Source organism: Celeribacter sp. (assembly GCF_048270365.1).
Lineage (GTDB): Bacteria > Pseudomonadota > Alphaproteobacteria > Rhodobacterales > Rhodobacteraceae > Celeribacter.
The window spans coordinates 47,547-65,024 of the sequence record NZ_JBLWTA010000007.1 but is presented as its reverse complement, the minus strand read 5'-3'; the positions used below and the strand labels follow the sequence as shown (position 1 = coordinate 65,024).

Sequence of the window (17,478 nt, the reverse complement as noted above, 5' to 3'; positions counted from 1 at the left end):
ACGAAAAACGCTTTAGCCTGTCATCCGGGCATCGTGCTGGCGGATTTCACCCACCACCAGGGATTGCCCTCGGCCAGTTGCAACGCGGCAGCATCGGCCTTGTACCGCTCTTCGAACAGCGCAAAACAGGTGGCTCCAGAGCCCGACATGCGCACCATCTGCGCGCCGGGCGCCAAAGCCAAAGCCGTGAGCGCCGCCGCCACTTCGGGCACAAGTTTCACCGCAGGACGTTCCAGATCGTTGCGCTGCGTGCCGAGCCAATCGATGAAGGACAGGCTATCGGGCCAGTCAGACAAGAGACCCGGCATCTCCATATTTTCCTTTCTTGCCAAAGCCTTGAACACCTCCGGCGTCGACACTTCGACACGCGGATTGACCAACACCATGTGCAACGCAGGCATGGTCACGGGCGTCAAATCATCGCCGATCCCGCGCATCCGCACGGGCTTTGCCGCCAGACACACGGGCACATCGGCGCCCAAAGACAGGGCCTTTTCCGCTGAAACCGGCGTCGCACCCAGTCGCGCGGCCGCCCGCAAAGTGGCCGCCGCATCACTCGATCCGCCACCAATGCCGGACGCGGGCGGCAGGTGTTTGTCGAGCACCATCTCCATCGGCGCCCCCGCTAGCTCCGCCGCGCGCATCACCAGATTTGTCCCATCCGTGGGCACGCCCTCGGTAAAAGGGCCGGTCACAGTCAGCGACGAGGTGGCGGCGGGCGTCGCCGTCACCTGATCGCCCAAATCGATAAAGGCCACCAGACTGTCCAAAAGATGATAGCCATCGTCGCGCTGGCCGGTGACGTGAAGCGTCAGGTTGATCTTGGCGGGCGCGAAAACCTTGACCGTCATCAGCCGTCCTGCCCTGCCCGCGTCGGCTCTTCGCCCTCGTCGATCAGAACGCGGTCCAGCCCGACGTCGATCTTGCGACGAATGCGATCCGCCTCATCCTCTTCCGGCTCGAACGACAGGGCACGGTGCCACTGAAACCGCGCCTCGCGATCCCGGCCCACGGCCCAGTAAACATCGCCCAAATGGTCGTTGATGATCGGATCGACCGGCATCAATTCGACGGCCCGCTCCATCGGCTCGACGGCCTCTTCATAGCGGCGCAGACGGTAGAGACCCCAGGCGAGGCTGTCGGTGATATAGCCGTCCTGCGGCCGTGCCTCGGCGGCCTTGCGGATCATATCCATCGCCTCATCGAGGTTGGTTTTCAGCTCCAGAAACGAGTAGCCGAGATAGTTCAGCACACGCGGCTGATCGGGTTCGAGCGCCAAAGCCTGACGCAGGTCGGATTCGGATTTTTCCCATTCGCCCAGCCGCTCATAGGCCGTACCACGCGTGAAATAGAGCGGCCAGAGCCCGCGCGTTGGCGGCTGATGCCGCTCGATCACGACGGAATAGGCCTCGACCGCCTCTTCGTAGCGCTCAGTGCTGCGCAGGGCATCGCCCAGAGCAATATGGACATTGTCCATCTCGGGGTAAGACTTGGTCAGTTGCCGCAGCACCTCCAAAGAGGCCTCGTCCTTGCCCGCCGCGCGCAGGGTTTCGGCGCGTCCGAGGTTTGCAATCGGAAAGGCCGGATCATCCTGCGCAATGCTGTCATAGGCTGTGGTGGCAAGATCGTAATTGCCCAGACGCTCCAAAAGTGCTGCCACGTTCAACACATAGGCGGCCTCATCCGGGCGAAGTGCCTCGGCGATGCGGGCGTAGAGCAGGGTGTAGGCGTCATCAAGCCCGCCATCGAGCGCGGCGGCCACGGCAAAGAACACATCGGCGATGCCGTCGCTGGCGCTGCGCACAACGTTGAACGGCACGGTTTCGCCCGCAGACAAAGCGGCACGCATCTCTTCAAGCTCTGGGTCCAATACGCCCTCGCCGAAGGCACCGTTCAAGACCTCAAGCGCCTCACCATTACGTTCGAGTTGGCTGAGGATTTCGACCTTCGCCAGAACAGACGTCCGCGCGTCCCGCACGCCGTCCTCGGTCAGGATCGCCAACGCGCCTTCGTAATCACCGACCAGCCCCAGGGCCAAGGCCTTGTTATAGGCGCCAAAATGTTCAAAGCCTTCGCCAAGACCAGTGCCCTCGTCGAACAATTCCAAAGCGCCGGACATATCGCCCTGACCGATATGCGCCCAGGCCAACATGAGACCATCCACCACGGTGCTGATGCTTTGCCCATTTTCAAGAGCTGCGATGAGACCGTCGTAATCGCCATCGCGGGCCAACAGCGTCAGCTCGGCCATGGCGGCGATCTGGTTGCCCGGCTCGATCTGATTCAACAGCGCGGAATAGCCTTTGGCGGCGTCGAATTCCCCCATAGAAATATGTGCCGAAATCACGGATTCGAGCAGGACGGGATTTTTCGGGTCCGTCACCAGCGCGCGGGTGGCATAGGTCACGAGATCCTGAAAGCTGCGGTCCATCGTCGCCTGACGCGCGGCCAGATAGGGGCCCGCATCGGCCATGGCGGAGGCGGGCGCAAGCGCGGCACTGCTGCCAAGCAAGAGGCCAATGGCCGTAAGGGCGGAAATCATGCGGCCGCTGCGTTGTGTCACCTGTGGTCTCCTCGGACATTTTCCTGCGTGGCCCTGAGACTAGCCGCCAAACCGCCGCACCGCAATGCAAACGGGGGCCGTGTTGGCCCCCGTGGTTGATCTTGGAAAACACGTTGCCGTGAAAGGCTTACATGTTCGGATAGTTCGGGCCGTCGCCGCCCTGGGGCACCGTCCAGGTGATGTTCTGGCTGGTTTCTTTGATGTCGCAGGTTTTGCAGTGCACGCAGTTCTGGAAGTTGATCACGAACTTCGGCTCTTCACCCTCTTCGGTCAGATATTCGTAGACACCCGCCGGGCAATAGCGCGCCGACGGGCCGCCGAATTCTTTGTAATCGACGTCAATCGCCACCTGCGGGTCCTTGAGTTTCAAGTGACAGGGCTGGCTCTCTTCGTGGTTGGTCGCCGCGAAGGACACGTTGGTGAGCCGGTCAAACGAGATCACGCCATCGGGTTTCGGATAGTCGATCGGTTTGAATTTCTCCGCCTTGCCGGTCGATTGCGCGTCGGTTTTGCCGTGTTTCACGGTGCCAAACAGAGACCCGCCAAAAATCTGGTTGGTCCACATGTCGAACCCGCCCAGTGCCAGCGACGCGGTGAGGCCGAATTTGGACCAGAGCGGCTTGACGTTGCGCACACGCTTCAAATCCTTGCCGACCGCGCCCGTCCGCAGCTCGGTCTCGTAGCCTCCCAGCGTGTCGCCGGAGCGGCCCTCTTGGATCGCCGCAAAGGCGTGTTCCGCCGCCGCCTTGCCCGACAGCATGGCGTTGTGGTTGCCCTTGATCCGCGGCACGTTGACGAGGCCGACGGAACAGCCCAGCAAAGCCCCGCCCGGAAACGCCGCTTTCGGCATCGACTGATAGCCGCCCTCGGAAATCGCGCGGGCGCCGTAAGCGACGCGTTTGCCGCCCTCCAAAAGCTCCTTCACCAGCGGGTGCTGTTTGAAGCGCTGGAATTCCATGTAGGGGAAGAGGTAGGGGTTCTTGTAGTTCAAGTGGACCACGAACCCCAGATAAAGCTGATTGTTTTCAGCGTGGTAGACAAAACCACCGCCGCCCGCGTTCGACCCCAACGGCCAGCCCATCGAGTGCCAGACCTTGCCTTCGCGGTGCTTTTCGGGGTCGATCTCCCAGATCTCTTTCATGCCGAGACCGAATTTCTGCGCATCGCGGCCGTTTGAGAGGTCGTATTTCGCGATGATCTCTTTCGCCAGAGACCCGCGCACGCCCTCGGAAATCAGCACATATTTGCCGTGCAACTCCATGCCCGGCTCGCTGTCCGGCCCGATGGTGCCGTCGGCCTCAAGCCCGAAGACACCGGCAACGACGCCTTTGACCTCGCCATTGTCACCATAAACCAGCTCAGAACACGCCATGCCCGGGAAAATCTCGACGCCCAGCTCCTCGGCCTGCTCTGCCATCCAGCGGCAGACATTGCCCATCGAGACGATGTATTTGCCGTGGTTCGACATCAGAGGCGGCAGCGGAAAGTTCGGGATGCGGATCGACCCGGCTTCGCCCAGCACGTGGAAATGGTCTTCCTTCACCTCGGTGGTGATCGGCGCGCCGCGCTCTTTCCAATCCGGGATCAAAGCGTTCAGACCCACCGGATCGAGCACCGCCCCAGACAGAATATGCGCGCCCACCTCGGAGCCTTTTTCCAACACGACGACACTCAGATCGGCGTCCAATTGCTTGAGCCGGATCGCAGCAGACAGACCCGCAGGACCAGCCCCCACAATCACGACATCATATTCCATCGCCTCACGCTCGATTGCTGACATATCTGTTCTCCCTGGCTCTGGCGGCGTTTGTTGGCCTAAGTAACCTTTATGCGAGGGCTTGGTCAATTTCCGCCGTGCTGTTTCGTGACGTCCCAAAGGCCCTGCGACGCATAAAAACTCGCAAAAAGGCAAATATTGCGACAGTGAACAGCACAGATGCGTAGCCATCCACCGCGTAATGCCATCCTGTATAGACAGAGAGGAACAGAATCGTCGTCGCAAAGGCGATGCCGACAGGGGCATAAAACCGCGAACGTTCCGACACATAAAGCGCCCAGATCGTCGCCATCGCCACATGCATCGACGGGAAAGCGGAAATGCCGGAGCCGCCGAGTTGCGCACCTCCATTTTCGACATATTGAGCCCAAAGCGCCTGTTGCACACGGTCGACGGACGTGCCCGGGAAGGTCAAATCGGACAGCGACGCCACCATTGGCGCGAAGTGATCGCCGCCCGTGACCAGATCGGCATAGATCGGCCCGACGGAGGCAAACACAGTCGCCAGTACATTGCCGAGCAGAACCCAAGACAGCGCATAGAGGCTCAGGTAGCGGGCCTTGCGCGCCGGATCGCTGTCGCCCAGAGCCAAAAGCATGGGGAAAGAAAAGGCAAACGCGCCCCAGAGACCGGAATAGGTGAAGGCCGCACCATCCGTGTCGATCCAGCCGCGCAGATCATGCGCCACCTGCCAGGCATCGCGCCCGCCGTGCAGCATCCGGTCCCATCCGGCCAGCATCGGATCGGCCCAAAACGGCATGAGGGTCGGGATCACCGCCTTGAACAACGTGTAGCCGGAGACCAGTGCGACGGTCGCCGCGAATCCCAAAGCCGCCTCGCCTAAGCGTCGCGGGTGTTTCCACGCGAAATAGCCGAACAAAGGCAAAGTCCAAATTACCCAAGGCCCCGCGCCCATATAGGCGATGGTCGAAAGGGCAAAGCCGACGATGCCGGGGATATGCGCCGTCGTGCCACGGATCAGCACCGTCGCCACGAGGGCGAAGAGAAAAAAGACAAAAGAAAATCGTGCGAACCCGACCACGCGCAGCCCCTTTGGCATTTGGATTTCCTCGCAAGATGCATCTTTAATTGGGCACAAATACGACCGCAGGGCGGGAATTTTGCGAAATGAGGAAACAAAAGTCTCTGAGGCGTTCCAGAAAACCCCCTTGAAAATCCCCTGCATTCCGGGTCAGGTAGGTCGACAAACTGAAACAACACAAGCACGCGGAGACCCCGACAGGTCACTGCAGTGCTTTTTTCGTGCAGATGAGTGGCCCTATGGAAAAGATTCTCATGACCCGCGCGGGCTATACCGCGCTGAACGACGAGCTAAAAAAACTGAAATCCGTGGAGCGCCCGGCGATCATTCAGGCGATTGCGGAGGCCCGCGAGCTTGGCGATCTCTCGGAGAATGCCGAATACCATTCCGCACGCGAGAAACAGAGTTTTATCGAAGGTCGGATCAAGGAGCTCGAGGGCGTCCTGTCTCTCACCGATGTGATTGATCCGAAAACACTTTCGGGCGCGGTGAAGTTCTCCGCCACTGTGACCATCGTCGATGAGGACACGGATGAGGAAAAGACCTATCAGATTGTCGGCGAGCACGAAGCCGACATCGAACGCGGGCTTTTGAACATCAAATCACCGCTCGCGCGCGCCCTCATCGGCAAGGACGAAGGCGACAGTGTCGAGGTGCGCACCCCGGGCGGAGAAAAAGCCTACGAAATCCTCAAGATCGCGTATATCTGATCGAGAAAACGCGGTCGTGGAGGCCAGCTTGGCAGACGAAAGCCCGAAAAAAATCGAACTCGGTGTGTATCAGCGTCCTGAAGATGCACCGAAAATCACCGCGACCGAAATGATCGCCGCGATCCTGTCGCTGGTGTGGCTGGCCATGACGGCCGGCTATTTTATGATCGTTGGGACAGGCACAAGCGAAGGCGGATTCGACAGCATCCGCTTCGTGATGATGATCATCGCGATCTTCATGCCGATTGCGATGATCTGGGTCGGGGCGCTCGCCGTGCGGGCCTCTGTCACGATGCGCGAAGAGAGCCGCCGTTTGCAGGCCGCGATCTCCGCCATGCGGCAAGCCTATCTGTCCGGGCAACAGGGCGGTTCGAACGCCACTGTCGAGAAGAAACTCGAAGAGATCGCCGCCGCCCAACGCAAGACCGAGAGCACGCTCGCCACATTCACCTCGATCCGCCCGGGCCAGACGCCCGCCGAGGACAAGCTGGCGATCCCCGCGCCTGCGTTGATCGAGGATCAGGCCTCTTTGGCGCTTGGCACCCCTTCGGAAAGCCTCGCGCCGCCGCTGTCGGTTGCGGATTTCATCAAGGCGATGAATTTCCCGGAAACCGCCGAAGACAAAGAGGGCTTTCGCGCGCTCCGTCGCGCGCTGTCGGATCGCAAGGTCAGCCAGTTGATCCATGCCGCCCAAGACGTTCTGACGCTTTTGTCGCAAGACGGCATCTATATGGACGATCTGCGCCCCGACCGCGCCAAGCCCGAGATTTGGCGCCGCTTTGCCAAGGGCGAGCGCGGCCATGCCGTCGCCTCTTTGGGCGGGGTGCGGGACCGGTCGTCTTTGGCGCTCGCTTCCGCACGGATGAAACAGGACGCGATTTTCCGCGATGCCGTGCACCATTTCCTGCGCAAATTCGACAAGACCTTTGCCGAGTTCGAACAGACCGCCACGGATGAAGAAATCGCCGCCCTGTCGGATTGCCGCACCGCGCGCGCATTTATGCTTTTGGGCCGTGTGACCGGCACTTTCGACTGACGCGCGCCATCCGCATCAGCATTCGCAAAGCCCGTCTTCACATTTCGCCATTGGCCCTGACCGCAGCTCTCCCCTAGGGTGCAGCGGTTCCCAACACGTTGATCTCATGTCTTACTCACCCGCCACACAGCAATTTCTCAAAGGGGCCAAGGACGGCCTGCCCTTTCACATCGTGATCTGGCCCTTCGCCGCGATTTTCGGCGCGATTGCCACTCAGGCGGGCCTCAATGTCGCCGAGGTCATGGGGTTCTCCATCCTCGTGATCGCAGGCTCCGCGCAATTGGCCGCGCTTCAGCTCATGACCGAAAACGCCCCCACCGTGATCGTACTGGCCACCGCTCTGGCCGTGAACCTGCGCATGGGGATGTATTCCGCCGCGTTCACGCCGCATATCGGCAAGGCCTCGCTCGCGACCCGCGCTTTTGCCGCCTATATGCTCTATGATCAGCCCTACGCACTGGCGAGCATCAAGTTCGAGAAAGAGCCCGATCTCAGCCTGTCCGAGAAGCTCGGCTATTTCTTTGGCGTCGCCATTCCAATCGGCATAGCCTGGTATCTTTTGACGCTGGCAGGCGCGCTTTTGGGCGAGATGATCCCCACCGACATCGGTGTCGATTTCGCCGTGCCGATCACGTTTCTGGCCGTCGTCGCCCCGATGCTCAAGACGCTGGCGCATGTCGCCTCGGCGCTGACCTCCGTCGTGCTGGTGTTGGTGTTGAGCTTTATGCCTTACGGCACCGGGCTTTTGGTCGCCGCTGTCGCCGCGCTTTTGGTCGGCGCACAGGTGGAAAGCTGGATGGAAAAGAGAAAGGCCGCGGCATGATCGAGGCAAGCCCGACGCAAATCTGGATCATCATCATCGGAATGGCCATCGGCACCTTCCTGATCCGCTTTTCTTTTCTGGGTCTGGTGGGGGATCGCCCCCTGCCCGCGTGGCTCTTGCGCCTGTTGCGCTATACGCCTGTCGCGGTGCTGCCCGCCGTGGTCGCGCCGATGCTGATCGGGGCCAAGGCCGACACCGATCCGCTGCGCCTGTTCTGCGCAGCGGTGACAATCATCATCGGGGTCTGGACCAAAAACGTGCTCTGGGCGATCCTTGCGGGGCTTGGCCTGTTCTTCGGTCTCGGCGCGTTTCTGGGTTAAGCCCCACCACGGGCCAGCAACAGAGGCGGCGCCTGAATGAGCCGGCCATTATCGTCCGGGCTGTCATCGTAGTGCTTTTTCTCGGTGACGCCGGGCTGTTCGGCAAACCATTGCATCAGCTTTTTCGGCGACATGGTGCGCGGCGCGCTTTCAAACCCGGGCAAGCCAGAAAGAATTTCCGAGACACTGCTGGCGCACATCGCCTTGGGCACGGCGCCGTAGGCCTGCACCTTCGCCAGCGCCAGAGTGGCGACCTCGGGGCTGACGTCGATGGTCTGCTCGACCACATGCCAGCTCACCCGCGCGTGGTAATCGATGTAAAAGGCAACAGCCGGATCGCTCATGCCGAAATGCACGTCGTTCCGCTCCGGCAGATGCGGGTGATAAAACGTGCCCGCCGGGTCAAAGATCAACCGCTCGGAGGGCGCATTGACCATCAACGCCGAGTGACCGCCGCCGCCGTGGCGGTTGTTGATCACGGTGAAAAGCGTCAGTTGATAGGGCGCGCCGTGGACGTAATGCGACCGCGCGACCTCCGTATCGGGCGCCCATTTCGGTTCAGCGGCCCCACATGCAGTGAGAACGACAAGCGACAGGAGCCAAAAGGCTCGATGCAAGATGTGCAAAGTTTCGGCTCCTGGCCTATGTGATAACTTAGCCGTTAAAGACGGCAGCGATGATCAAAACGATAATGGACGCGGCTGCAACCCCGATCGACCATTTGATGAAGCCATCAAAGGTCTTTTCTTGTACGGAAATATCCATTTCGCCGTGTTTGTGGTCTGACATTGTGCGTTTCTCCTCCCGGTTTGGGTGTTTTCTTATGAATTAGACGATTCACAAACACCTGTCACGCCTTGGCGTCACCTTCTGCCTCTTCAACATCGCGCTCCTGTTCCAGATCGGCCACAAGACGGAACCCGATCCGCGCGGGCGGCGCCATCGGCGCCTGTTTCGGCAAAGCGCGCAGCATGACGTTCAGTTGGGTGACATGTTGGATGAGCTGGGTCTTGGTGCCCGTCTCATCCGAGCCGTAAAAGGTCACAATGTCAGGATCGAAAAAGCCGATGCCTTCGATGCGCATCACGCCGGTGTCAGAGCCGGCAAAGCCCATGGCGATCTCATGTTCGCTGTCGAGTTGTTCCTCGAAATTCTGGATATAAAGGATGAGGCGCTCATAGGCCCATTCGGCGGCGCTTTTCTCTTCGACCGGCTTTCGTACCATGGCGTTGGGCAGGGGTTTCTGCTCCGCCGTGCAGGTCTCCGGGTCGGCATGGACCACACGGGCCTGCGGCAGCGCGGCCTCTTCATGGGCTTCGGCGGTGGTGCGAATCTCGTCTGACGTGTGCGTGGGCATGATTTAAGCTCCTGTTTGCCACAGGATGGCACCATCTTCGCGCAGGCGTCCAGTCACAACGCCTTTGCGTTCGAGGTGACGGCAATGCGCCATGGCCTCGACCATAGCGAGGCCGTATTCGCCCTCTTTGATCGGACGTTTGAACAGCACATCGAAACAGTCGCAAGCGGTGCGCGGTTCCGACAGCACTTCGGTCAGCCGCGCCAGAGCATGGCGGTGGTTGTCGATCAAATGGCTGAGCCGCGCAGGCAGGCCGGTGTAGGGCAGCTTGTGCCCGGTGAGCACCAACTGGCTGTCACGCGCATGGGGCACAAAGCGCTCACAGGACGCAATCCAATCGCCCACCGGATCGGCCATCGGCTCGGTCGGAGAGACGCCAAGGTTCGGAGAAATCCCACCCAAAAGCTGATCGCCACCGATGACCAAAGCCTCGTCGCGGCGCCAGAAGGTCAGATGTTCGGGCGCATGGCCATCGCCGGTGCGAATATCCCAAATCTGCCCACCAATCTCTATCTCATCACCGTCCTGCAACCGTGTGTATCCAAGGGGCAGCGGGCTCACCGCATCGGCGGTGTTGAAGGGGCGCTCGGAGAGGCGCTTGGCGTAGACCTCCTCCGACATGCCGCAGGACCGCCAAAAATCACACATTTCAGGTGTTGGCGCGTCCTGAATATCAAGCCGCAACATACGTGCCATGAGATAGGAGGTCCGGCTTGTGAGCAATTCCGCGCCATGGTCGGACATCAACCAGCCCGCGAGACCGACGTGATCGAGGTGATGGTGGGTCACGATCACGCGCTTGATTGGTCGCCCACCAAGAGGCCCCGCCATAAATGCCTGCCAAAGCTCCCGGCTTTGCGGCGTGTCGACGCCGGTGTCGACCACGGTCCAGCCCTCGCCCTCATCAAAGGCGAAAACATTCACATGCCCCAAGGGCGGCGGCAAAGGCATCCGGGTCCAGAGCACGCCGGGTTCGATCTCGACCACGCCCCCCAGTTCTGGTGGCTCGAAGGGCGTGCGGATCGGGTCAGTCATCAGGCAGTCAGGTCCTCTGGGGCCAAGGCATAAATATCCTCCGCACCCAAACGCGCCTGCGCCAGAAGAGCGGTGTGCTCGGGCAGCATACGGTTGATGTAGAAAGCTGCAAGGCGCGCGCGCGGACCATCGCCGCCCTCGGCAATTGCGGCCTTGAGGTGATAATAGCCGCCCAGCACGCGGGCAAAGGCGCGCAGGAAGGGCACAGCCCCGGCAAAGCGGTCGTTCATCGGCAGCGCCAGCATCGCCTCGACGCCTTCGCGCAACGTCTCGGCGGCATTCCAGACGGCTTTCGCGCGGTTCGGAAGCGTCGCACGGGCGGCTTCGGCAAAGACCTCGATCTCGTCCAAAATCCCAAAGGCCGCATCACCGCCGTCCATCAATTTGCGGCCCACGAGGTCCATCGCCTGAATGCCATTCGTGCCCTCATAGATCGAGGTGATCCGCGCGTCACGGGCATATTGCGCCGCGCCGGTTTCCTCGATGAAACCCATGCCGCCATGCACCTGCACGCCGATCTGGGCAACCTCGTGGCCGATGTCGGTAGAGAACGCCTTGGCAATCGGAATGAGGAACGCGCCGCGTGCCTGTTGATCCGGGTCGGACCGCCCAAGGTCCAGCGCCACACCGCAGGCCAGCGCAATCGCGCGCGCCACATAGGTGTCCGCGCGCATAGAGGCCAGCATCCGGCGCACATCGGCGTGGTCGATGATCCCCACGCCCTCATTGCCCAAGGGCGATTTGCCCTGAACCCGGTCCTCCGCATAGGCCAGCGCCTTTTGCGTGGCGGCCTCGGCGATGCCGACGCCTTGGACACCGACACCCAGACGCGCGTTGTTCATCATGGTGAACATGCATTTCATGCCTTGGTGTTCTTCGCCGACGAGCCAGCCTTTGGCCCCCTCATAGGCCATGACACAGGTCGGCGAGCCGTGGATGCCGAGTTTATGTTCGAGGCTCACCACATGAAGGCTGTTTGCCTTGCCCAAAGACCCGTCCTCATTCGGCAGGATTTTCGGCACCATAAAGAGCGAAATGCCCTTCGTTCCCGGCGCCCCATCGGGCAGTCGCGCCAGCACGAGGTGGCAGACATTCTCGGAGAAATCATTGTCGCCCCAAGTGATGAAAATTTTCTGGCCGGTGATGGTGTAAGAGCCGTCGTCATTGCGCTCCGCCTTGGTGCGCAACGCGCCCACGTCAGAGCCCGCACCCGATTCCGTCAGGTTCATCGTTCCGGTCCATTCGCCGGAGATGAGTTTCGGGATATAGAGCGCTTTGATCGCGTCCGAGGCGTGGTGTTCCAGCGCTTCGATCTGACCTTGGGTCATCAAAGGCTGAAGCGACAGCGACAGACAGCCGCCGGACATCATCTCATTGACCGCCGTTGCCACCGTCAAAGGCAGGCCCATACCGCCATTCTCAGGATCGGCCAGCATGCCGATCCAGCCGCCCTCGGCAATCTGACCATGGGCCTCAGCAAAGCCCGGCGAGGTTTTCACCACACCGTCGGAGAGCGCGGCAGGCGTCAGATCGCCGCCACGGTCCAGCGGCGCGACCACATCGCTGGCAAGTTTGCCGGCCTCGGAGAGGATCGCCGCGATGGTCTCCGCATCCACATCTTCGAAACTGTCGCTCTCCAGGACGGACGCGAAATCGACGATGTGATCGAGAATGAACTGATAATCCGAAACCGGCGCGCGATAGGTCATATAGGTCTCCTCCTGAGCGGGACAGTTTAGCAAGCCTATGAGTCACCGCAAATTTGTCTATGAGACTAACGAACCCCTCTGCGCGTCCCAACCCGAACGCTGCGTCACGGGGCTCTGCGCGGCGATGGGTGATCAGGCGCGCCCGGCGTCGACGGACAAAAGCGCGGGGCTGACGCCGAGAGAGTTGAGCGCCGCTTCCCATTTCTGCGCATCGGGCGTGGCAAAGATGATGTCGTGATCCGCATCGCAACTCAGCCAACCGTTCTGCGCGATCTCGCCCTCAAGCTGACCCGGCCCCCAGCCCGCATAGCCGAGGCACAAGAGCCGATCCAAAGGCCCGCCCCCCAATGCCATATCACGCAAGATCTCGCGCGAAGCGGTCATGGCATAGCCCTCACTCACCGACATCGAGGCATGATCGGCGTCATAATCCGTCGAATGCAACACGAACCCGCGCCCGACCTCGACCGGCCCGCCGAAATGAACGGGCAAGGGCCGCATGTCGGGGCTTGGACGAATCTCCAACTGATCGAGGACATCGGCCACGGCGATTTCCTCGGAGCGTTTGTTGATCATCAACCCCATCGCGCCCTCGGCGGAATGCGCGCACATGAAAACCACCGCGTTATCAAAGCGCGGATCGCCGATGCCCGGCATTGCAATCAGGAGTTTACCTGTCAGATCAGAAGAAACGGGTTCCATAGGCCCACATCACCGCAATGTGCCGGGAGGTGCAAGGCTTCGTCACGCAGATGTTGGCGCAAAATGACGCGGAAGGGCGCCGGGACCGCCGCACAGGAAAGACATTTGGGCAACAGAATGCCCCTCTTCACGGCCAGATCGTCCAAATGTGAGTTTGTAACGATCTGCTCCCTCCTTATATCGAACCTATGAAAACACCTTTCGCGCCGCTTGCCACCGCTCTTTGCCTCGCCCTCTCCGCCCCTGCCGCACATGCGCAGGAGGCCTCCGATATGGCGCGGATCGACATTCTGCCCGGGTGGCAGATGGACAACGGGCACCGCATGGCCGCGATCCGCATCCGACTTGCGCCCGGCTGGCACACCTATTGGCGCAGCCCCGGCGAAAGCGGTATTCCCCCGAGTTTTAATCTCGCAGGCTCCGACAATCTGTCCCACATGGAGCTGCACTGGCCGGTGCCGGAGCTCTTTTCCGACAATGGCATGTGGTATCTCGGCTATGAGCATGAGCTGATCCTGCCGATTGAACTGGTGCCCGAGACCAATGGTGACATTCGGCTAAACGGCACGATGGATCTGGGTGTGTGCAATGACATCTGCATGCCGATGCAGGCGCAATTGAACGCGACGCTCACGCCTGAGGGCAAAGGCTCCATGAACAATCAGATCAAGGCGGCTCTGGCGGATCGTCCGACGCCCGTGGCCAATGTGAAATGCGATGCCGCACCTCTGCGCGACGGGATGCGCCTGACCGCGCATTTGAACCTGCCGTCGCTGCCGTCTGATGTGGTCGCTGTGATCGAACACCCGGACCGTTCCGTCTGGGTGTCCGAGGCCCAGATGCAGCGTAAAGGCGGCACGGTGGAAGTGCAAAGCGATCTGGTGCCCGCGGAGGCCCAGCCGTTTTTCATCGACCGCTCCGCACTGACCATTTCCGTCATCGGCGGCGGGCGCGCCTATGAGGCACAGGGCTGCACCGGAAGCTAAACTCCAAACAATTTAAAAGCCGCGAGACGGGTCAGATTTTATGTCCGTCCCGCACCCGCATCCCCGCCACCACCATATAGGTCGAGGCGAAAGCCGCGATCAGCCCGATCAAGAACAACGCCAAAGCCGACCCGAAACTGCCGGAGCCAAAGAGCATCGGCAACACACCGGGCAGGACCACCGGCCCGATGGTCATCACGAACCACAGAGCGGCAAAAGCGACAGCACCGATCAGCACCTTACCGACCGTGCCGGTGCGTTTCGGATTGAACAACCCGCGCCGCAACGCTGCCACCTGACGCGCCACATCAAGCTGCATCGCCAAAATGGCCGGCACCAGCGTCAGCACAATCACCATGCCAAAGCCCAAACCATAAGCCAGTGTGATCACCGTCGGCTTGAGGAACTGCGCATCCGCCGAGCTCTCATAAAGCAGCGGCGCCAGCCCCAAAACCGTGGTCATCGTGGTCAGCATCACAGGTCGCAAACGGTCGACGGCAGCGTCTATGACCGAGGGGATCAGCCCCCGGTCACGGCCATATTCATCCACGGTCGAGACCAAAACGATGGAATCGTTGATGATAATCCCGGTCATCCCAATGAGCCCCACGATGGAGAACATCGACAAAGGCACGCCCCAGATCGCATGACCGTGGATCGCACCGATGAGGCCAAAGGGGATCACCGACATCACCACGACAGGCCGTGTCCAGCTTGAGAAAATCCACGCCAGCGTCAGGTAAATCCCCAGGAGCACGCCAGAGAGACCAAGGAAGGCGTCGGAGATAAAGCGGTTCTCCTGCTCCGCGAGGCCGGAAATCCGGTGCGTGATGCCGAATTGCGCGTCCAACTCCGGCAGGATTTCATTGCGAATTTCATCCTGAAGCTCCGCCGAACGCGCCGCATTGCCCTCGTCCATATCGCCGGAGACGGTGAGAATCCGAAGCCCGTTTTCGCGCCGCACGGTGGAAAATCCGGTCTTGCGTTCAACGGTGACAATATCGGAAAGCGGCACATAGGCGCCCGAGGCCGCGCGCATCTGGGTACGGTTCAGGAAATCGGCGGTTAGCTCGTCTTCGGGCACTTCGACCTGAATGCTCGCGGTGCGCACGCCTTCGGGAAAGGTCGCCGCCTCGATACCGCCCAGACGATGCGCCAGAACCGAGCCCAGCGCGTCGATGGTAAAGCCCAGCGCCTCGCCCTGTGGCGTCAGTTCAAGCACCAGCTCTTCCTTGTCGTAAGACAGGTTGTCTTCGAGGGCCGAGACTTCGGGGAATTGCGACAGGCGGGATTTGAGCTCTTCAGCGGCGGCCTTCAGCGTCTCGGACTCGGCACCGTAGAGATCGACGTCAATCGCATCGCCGCCGGGGCCAAACCGCCCGCGCCGGAAGGACACGGTTTCCGCCATCGGATGGTTCACCACCTCCTCTCGCAGATCGCTGACAAAGGTGGCGGAGGAATAGGGGCGCAGGTCGGCGTCGATCAATTCGACCGTGATGCCGCCCAGTTGGTAATCCTCTTTGCCATTGGTTCCCGACAGGCCACGCCCGGCGTTCGAGCCGATCTGGGTGATCACATAGACCAGAGGATTGGTGCCATATTCGTCCTCGTAGCGCTGGCCAACGGCCTCAGCCGCGCGCTGCAACTCCTGCGCCATGGCGATGGAATCACTCCTGAGACCGGCGGGCACCATGGCGAAGTTGCCGGTGATCACGGGCTGTTCCGGCGAGTTGAAGAACCTCCACTGCACCTGACCTGAGATCAGCAAGGAGATTTGGAAGGCCAAGAGCAACACAGCCCCCGCCACCACCGGATAGCGCAGTTTGACGGACCATGTGACCAGCGGACGGAACAGACGTTCGCGAAACACCCGAAAGCCTTTGTCGACCTGACGCGAGGGCCAGTCGTACCAATGCGACCGCGATTGCGCGGTCAGGGAATGGCTCAGGTGATTGGGCAGAATGATGAAACATTCGATCAGCGAGGCGATCAGCACCACGATGACGGTGAAGGGAATGTCGGAGATCATATCCCCGAAACGCCCCGAAATGGCGGTCAGGCCAAAGAAGGCAATCACGGTGGTCACGGTCGAGGAGAACACCGGCGCGAACATCCGTTTCGCGGCATTCTCCGCGGCCTCGACGGGGCCTTCGCCCAGACGCCGCACCCGAAAATCCGCATGTTCCCCCACCACGATGGCGTCATCCACAACGATACCCAAAGTGATGATCAGCGCGAAAAGCGAGATCATATTGATCGTTAGACCGGCGGCATACATCATCGCGATGGCCGACAGCATCGCGACCGGAATCCCCGCAGCCACCCAAATCGCCGTGCGCGCATTCAGGAACAGAAACAGCAGGATCAGCACAAGTCCCAGACCCATCGCACCATTCGACAGCAACAGATCAAGCCGGCCTTGAATGGACTCCGCCCGCGTGCGGTAAAGATCGAGCGTCACCCCTTCGGGCAGGGTCAACTCCATCTCGGCGGCGACCTCTTCGACGATGCTCTGAATGCCGATCGCATCGCCCATATCAGACCGCGCCACCTGCACCGACACCGCCGGATTGTCGCCCACGAAAAACGCCTCATTGCGGTCCACGCCGTTGACCTCGATGCTCGCCACATCGCCGATGGTCAGTTGCGAGCCGTCGTCATTGCTGCGCAGCACGATGCTGGCAATATCTGCCGCCCCGCGTTTCTCGACGCCCGTGCGCACCCGCGCGCCGCCGTTGCCGACATTGCCCGCGGGGCTTGTGTCGGCGGCCGAAGCGATGGCATTGGCGATCTCTTCCATCGAGACGTCATGTTCGATCAGGCTCAGCGTCGGCACGCGCACGATGGTTTCAGAGGCCGCGACGCCGGAGATTGTCGTCCGCGTCACGCCCTGTGCAAAGAGCCGCGCGACCAATTCGTCCGCAAACCGCGCCAGCTGATCCAGCCCCACAGGTCCGGTGATCGCCACATCGGTCACGCGATCCGTCCAACCGCCCCAGCTCACCTCGGCATCATCGGCCCCATCGGGCAGTTCGGTCACCGTGTCGATGGCCGCATTCACATCGTCGGCGGCGCGCTGCATGTCCCAGCCCGGCTCGAATTCCAGCGTGATATTGCCTCGACCTTCAATCGAGGTCGCGCTCGATTCCAACACGCCCTCGACGGCCAAAAGCGTGGGCTCGAGCACCTGCACGATGCCATTGTCGACGTCTTCCGGCCCAGCACCGTCCCAAGCGACAGACACGCGCACGCTGTCGACCACGACATCCGGGAAAAACTGCGACCGCATCTGCGGGATCGCGGCAAGACCGGCACAGATCAAAAGCACCAGCACAAGGTTCGCCGCCGTCCGGTGGCGCGTGAAATAGGAGAGAATGCCTCTCGCCTTCGCCAATCCTGCTTCCTGCACAGACATCGC

Annotated in this window: 16 protein-coding genes; 5 read left to right on the top strand and 11 right to left on the bottom strand. The window is 61.0% G+C overall.

Features of this window, described 5'->3' with window-relative positions; all coding sequences use genetic code 11:
* Positions 1–20: 20 nt before the first annotated feature.
* From ACN0X0_RS11075 to ACN0X0_RS11060, 4 genes are all read right to left on the bottom strand, one after another.
* Positions 21–851 carry a 4-(cytidine 5'-diphospho)-2-C-methyl-D-erythritol kinase gene (locus tag ACN0X0_RS11075; protein ID WP_417279204.1) on the bottom strand — a complete coding sequence of 277 codons (831 nt, stop codon included), beginning with the start codon at positions 849–851 and terminating at the stop codon, positions 21–23.
* Positions 851–2,563: a tetratricopeptide repeat protein gene (locus ACN0X0_RS11070; RefSeq protein WP_417279203.1), complete on the bottom strand. Its 1,713-nt coding sequence runs from the start codon at positions 2,561–2,563 to the stop codon at positions 851–853. The genes ACN0X0_RS11075 and ACN0X0_RS11070 overlap by 1 nt, the downstream gene beginning before the upstream one ends.
* Before the next feature lie 127 nt (positions 2,564–2,690).
* Positions 2,691–4,343 (bottom strand): electron transfer flavoprotein-ubiquinone oxidoreductase, encoded by a 1,653-nt coding sequence (locus tag ACN0X0_RS11065; protein WP_417279202.1) that lies wholly within the window; start codon positions 4,341–4,343, stop codon positions 2,691–2,693.
* A gap of 46 nt (positions 4,344–4,389) precedes the next feature.
* Positions 4,390–5,400 carry a phosphatase PAP2 family protein gene (locus tag ACN0X0_RS11060; protein WP_417279201.1) on the bottom strand — a complete coding sequence of 337 codons (1,011 nt, stop codon included), beginning with the start codon at positions 5,398–5,400 and terminating at the stop codon, positions 4,390–4,392.
* 221 nt (positions 5,401–5,621) lie between these two features.
* On the opposite strand from ACN0X0_RS11060, the gene greA reads away from it, so the two are divergent.
* The 4 genes from greA to ACN0X0_RS11040 all read left to right on the top strand — a co-directional run bounded on the left by greA (position 5,622) and on the right by ACN0X0_RS11040 (position 8,271).
* Complete coding sequence (greA, locus tag ACN0X0_RS11055) at positions 5,622–6,092, top strand: transcription elongation factor GreA (RefSeq protein ID WP_167602725.1); 471 nt, start codon at positions 5,622–5,624, stop codon at positions 6,090–6,092.
* Positions 6,093–6,120: 28 nt separating this feature from the next.
* Positions 6,121–7,128, top strand: coding sequence for a hypothetical protein (locus ACN0X0_RS11050; RefSeq protein WP_417261293.1), 1,008 nt, complete (start codon positions 6,121–6,123; stop codon positions 7,126–7,128).
* A gap of 106 nt (positions 7,129–7,234) precedes the next feature.
* On the top strand, positions 7,235–7,951 hold the full coding sequence (locus tag ACN0X0_RS11045; protein ID WP_417279200.1) for an AzlC family ABC transporter permease: 717 nt from the start codon (positions 7,235–7,237) through the stop codon (positions 7,949–7,951).
* A complete protein-coding gene (locus ACN0X0_RS11040; RefSeq protein ID WP_321365180.1) occupies positions 7,948–8,271 on the top strand; it encodes an AzlD domain-containing protein in 324 nt (107 codons plus the stop codon). The genes ACN0X0_RS11045 and ACN0X0_RS11040 overlap by 4 nt, the downstream gene beginning before the upstream one ends.
* On the opposite strand, the gene ACN0X0_RS11035 is transcribed toward ACN0X0_RS11040, so the two are convergent.
* The 6 genes from ACN0X0_RS11035 to ACN0X0_RS11010 all read right to left on the bottom strand — a co-directional run bounded on the left by ACN0X0_RS11035 (position 8,268) and on the right by ACN0X0_RS11010 (position 13,074).
* Positions 8,268–8,897, bottom strand: a complete 630-nt coding sequence (locus tag ACN0X0_RS11035; RefSeq protein WP_321365181.1) for a hypothetical protein — start codon at positions 8,895–8,897, stop codon at positions 8,268–8,270. The genes ACN0X0_RS11040 and ACN0X0_RS11035 overlap by 4 nt on opposite strands.
* Before the next feature lie 28 nt (positions 8,898–8,925).
* Positions 8,926–9,060 (bottom strand): aa3-type cytochrome c oxidase subunit IV, encoded by a 135-nt coding sequence (locus tag ACN0X0_RS11030; RefSeq protein WP_167602729.1) that lies wholly within the window; start codon positions 9,058–9,060, stop codon positions 8,926–8,928.
* Positions 9,061–9,121: 61 nt separating this feature from the next.
* Positions 9,122–9,628, bottom strand: coding sequence for a DUF6173 family protein (locus ACN0X0_RS11025; protein ID WP_417261296.1), 507 nt, complete (start codon positions 9,626–9,628; stop codon positions 9,122–9,124).
* 3 nt (positions 9,629–9,631) lie between these two features.
* Complete coding sequence (locus ACN0X0_RS11020) at positions 9,632–10,663, bottom strand: MBL fold metallo-hydrolase (protein WP_417279199.1); 1,032 nt, start codon at positions 10,661–10,663, stop codon at positions 9,632–9,634.
* Entirely contained in the window at positions 10,663–12,372 is a 1,710-nt protein-coding gene (locus tag ACN0X0_RS11015) for an acyl-CoA dehydrogenase (RefSeq protein WP_417279198.1), read from the bottom strand. The genes ACN0X0_RS11020 and ACN0X0_RS11015 overlap by 1 nt, the downstream gene beginning before the upstream one ends.
* A gap of 132 nt (positions 12,373–12,504) precedes the next feature.
* Positions 12,505–13,074: a YqgE/AlgH family protein gene (locus tag ACN0X0_RS11010; protein ID WP_226554528.1), complete on the bottom strand. Its 570-nt coding sequence runs from the start codon at positions 13,072–13,074 to the stop codon at positions 12,505–12,507.
* 188 nt (positions 13,075–13,262) lie between these two features.
* Here ACN0X0_RS11010 and ACN0X0_RS11005 point away from each other — a divergent pair, with 188 nt between their 5' ends.
* Positions 13,263–14,060: a protein-disulfide reductase DsbD domain-containing protein gene (locus ACN0X0_RS11005; RefSeq protein WP_417279197.1), complete on the top strand. Its 798-nt coding sequence runs from the start codon at positions 13,263–13,265 to the stop codon at positions 14,058–14,060.
* A gap of 31 nt (positions 14,061–14,091) precedes the next feature.
* On the opposite strand, the gene ACN0X0_RS11000 is transcribed toward ACN0X0_RS11005, so the two are convergent.
* Entirely contained in the window at positions 14,092–17,475 is a 3,384-nt protein-coding gene (locus tag ACN0X0_RS11000; protein WP_417279196.1) for an efflux RND transporter permease subunit, read from the bottom strand.
* Positions 17,476–17,478 lie beyond the last annotated feature (3 nt).

Bases quoted from the DNA above. Each gene is read 5' to 3' on its own strand.
- ACN0X0_RS11045 (WP_417279200.1), top strand. From the start codon at position 7,235: ATGTCTTACTCACCCGCCACACAGCAATTTCTCAAAGGGGCCAAGGAC.
- ACN0X0_RS11025 (WP_417261296.1), bottom strand. From the start codon at position 9,628: ATGCCCACGCACACGTCAGACGAGATTCGCACCACCGCCGAAGCCCAT.
- greA (WP_167602725.1), top strand. From the start codon at position 5,622: ATGGAAAAGATTCTCATGACCCGCGCGGGCTATACCGCGCTGAACGAC.
- ACN0X0_RS11040 (WP_321365180.1), top strand. From the start codon at position 7,948: ATGATCGAGGCAAGCCCGACGCAAATCTGGATCATCATCATCGGAATG.
- ACN0X0_RS11030 (WP_167602729.1), bottom strand. From the start codon at position 9,060: ATGTCAGACCACAAACACGGCGAAATGGATATTTCCGTACAAGAAAAG.
- ACN0X0_RS11010 (WP_226554528.1), bottom strand. From the start codon at position 13,074: ATGGAACCCGTTTCTTCTGATCTGACAGGTAAACTCCTGATTGCAATG.
- ACN0X0_RS11015 (WP_417279198.1), bottom strand. From the start codon at position 12,372: ATGACCTATCGCGCGCCGGTTTCGGATTATCAGTTCATTCTCGATCAC.
- ACN0X0_RS11065 (WP_417279202.1), bottom strand. From the start codon at position 4,343: ATGTCAGCAATCGAGCGTGAGGCGATGGAATATGATGTCGTGATTGTG.
- ACN0X0_RS11020 (WP_417279199.1), bottom strand. From the start codon at position 10,663: ATGACTGACCCGATCCGCACGCCCTTCGAGCCACCAGAACTGGGGGGC.
- ACN0X0_RS11005 (WP_417279197.1), top strand. From the start codon at position 13,263: ATGAAAACACCTTTCGCGCCGCTTGCCACCGCTCTTTGCCTCGCCCTC.
- ACN0X0_RS11060 (WP_417279201.1), bottom strand. From the start codon at position 5,400: ATGCCAAAGGGGCTGCGCGTGGTCGGGTTCGCACGATTTTCTTTTGTC.
- ACN0X0_RS11075 (WP_417279204.1), bottom strand. From the start codon at position 851: ATGACGGTCAAGGTTTTCGCGCCCGCCAAGATCAACCTGACGCTTCAC.
- ACN0X0_RS11000 (WP_417279196.1), bottom strand. From the start codon at position 17,475: ATGTCTGTGCAGGAAGCAGGATTGGCGAAGGCGAGAGGCATTCTCTCC.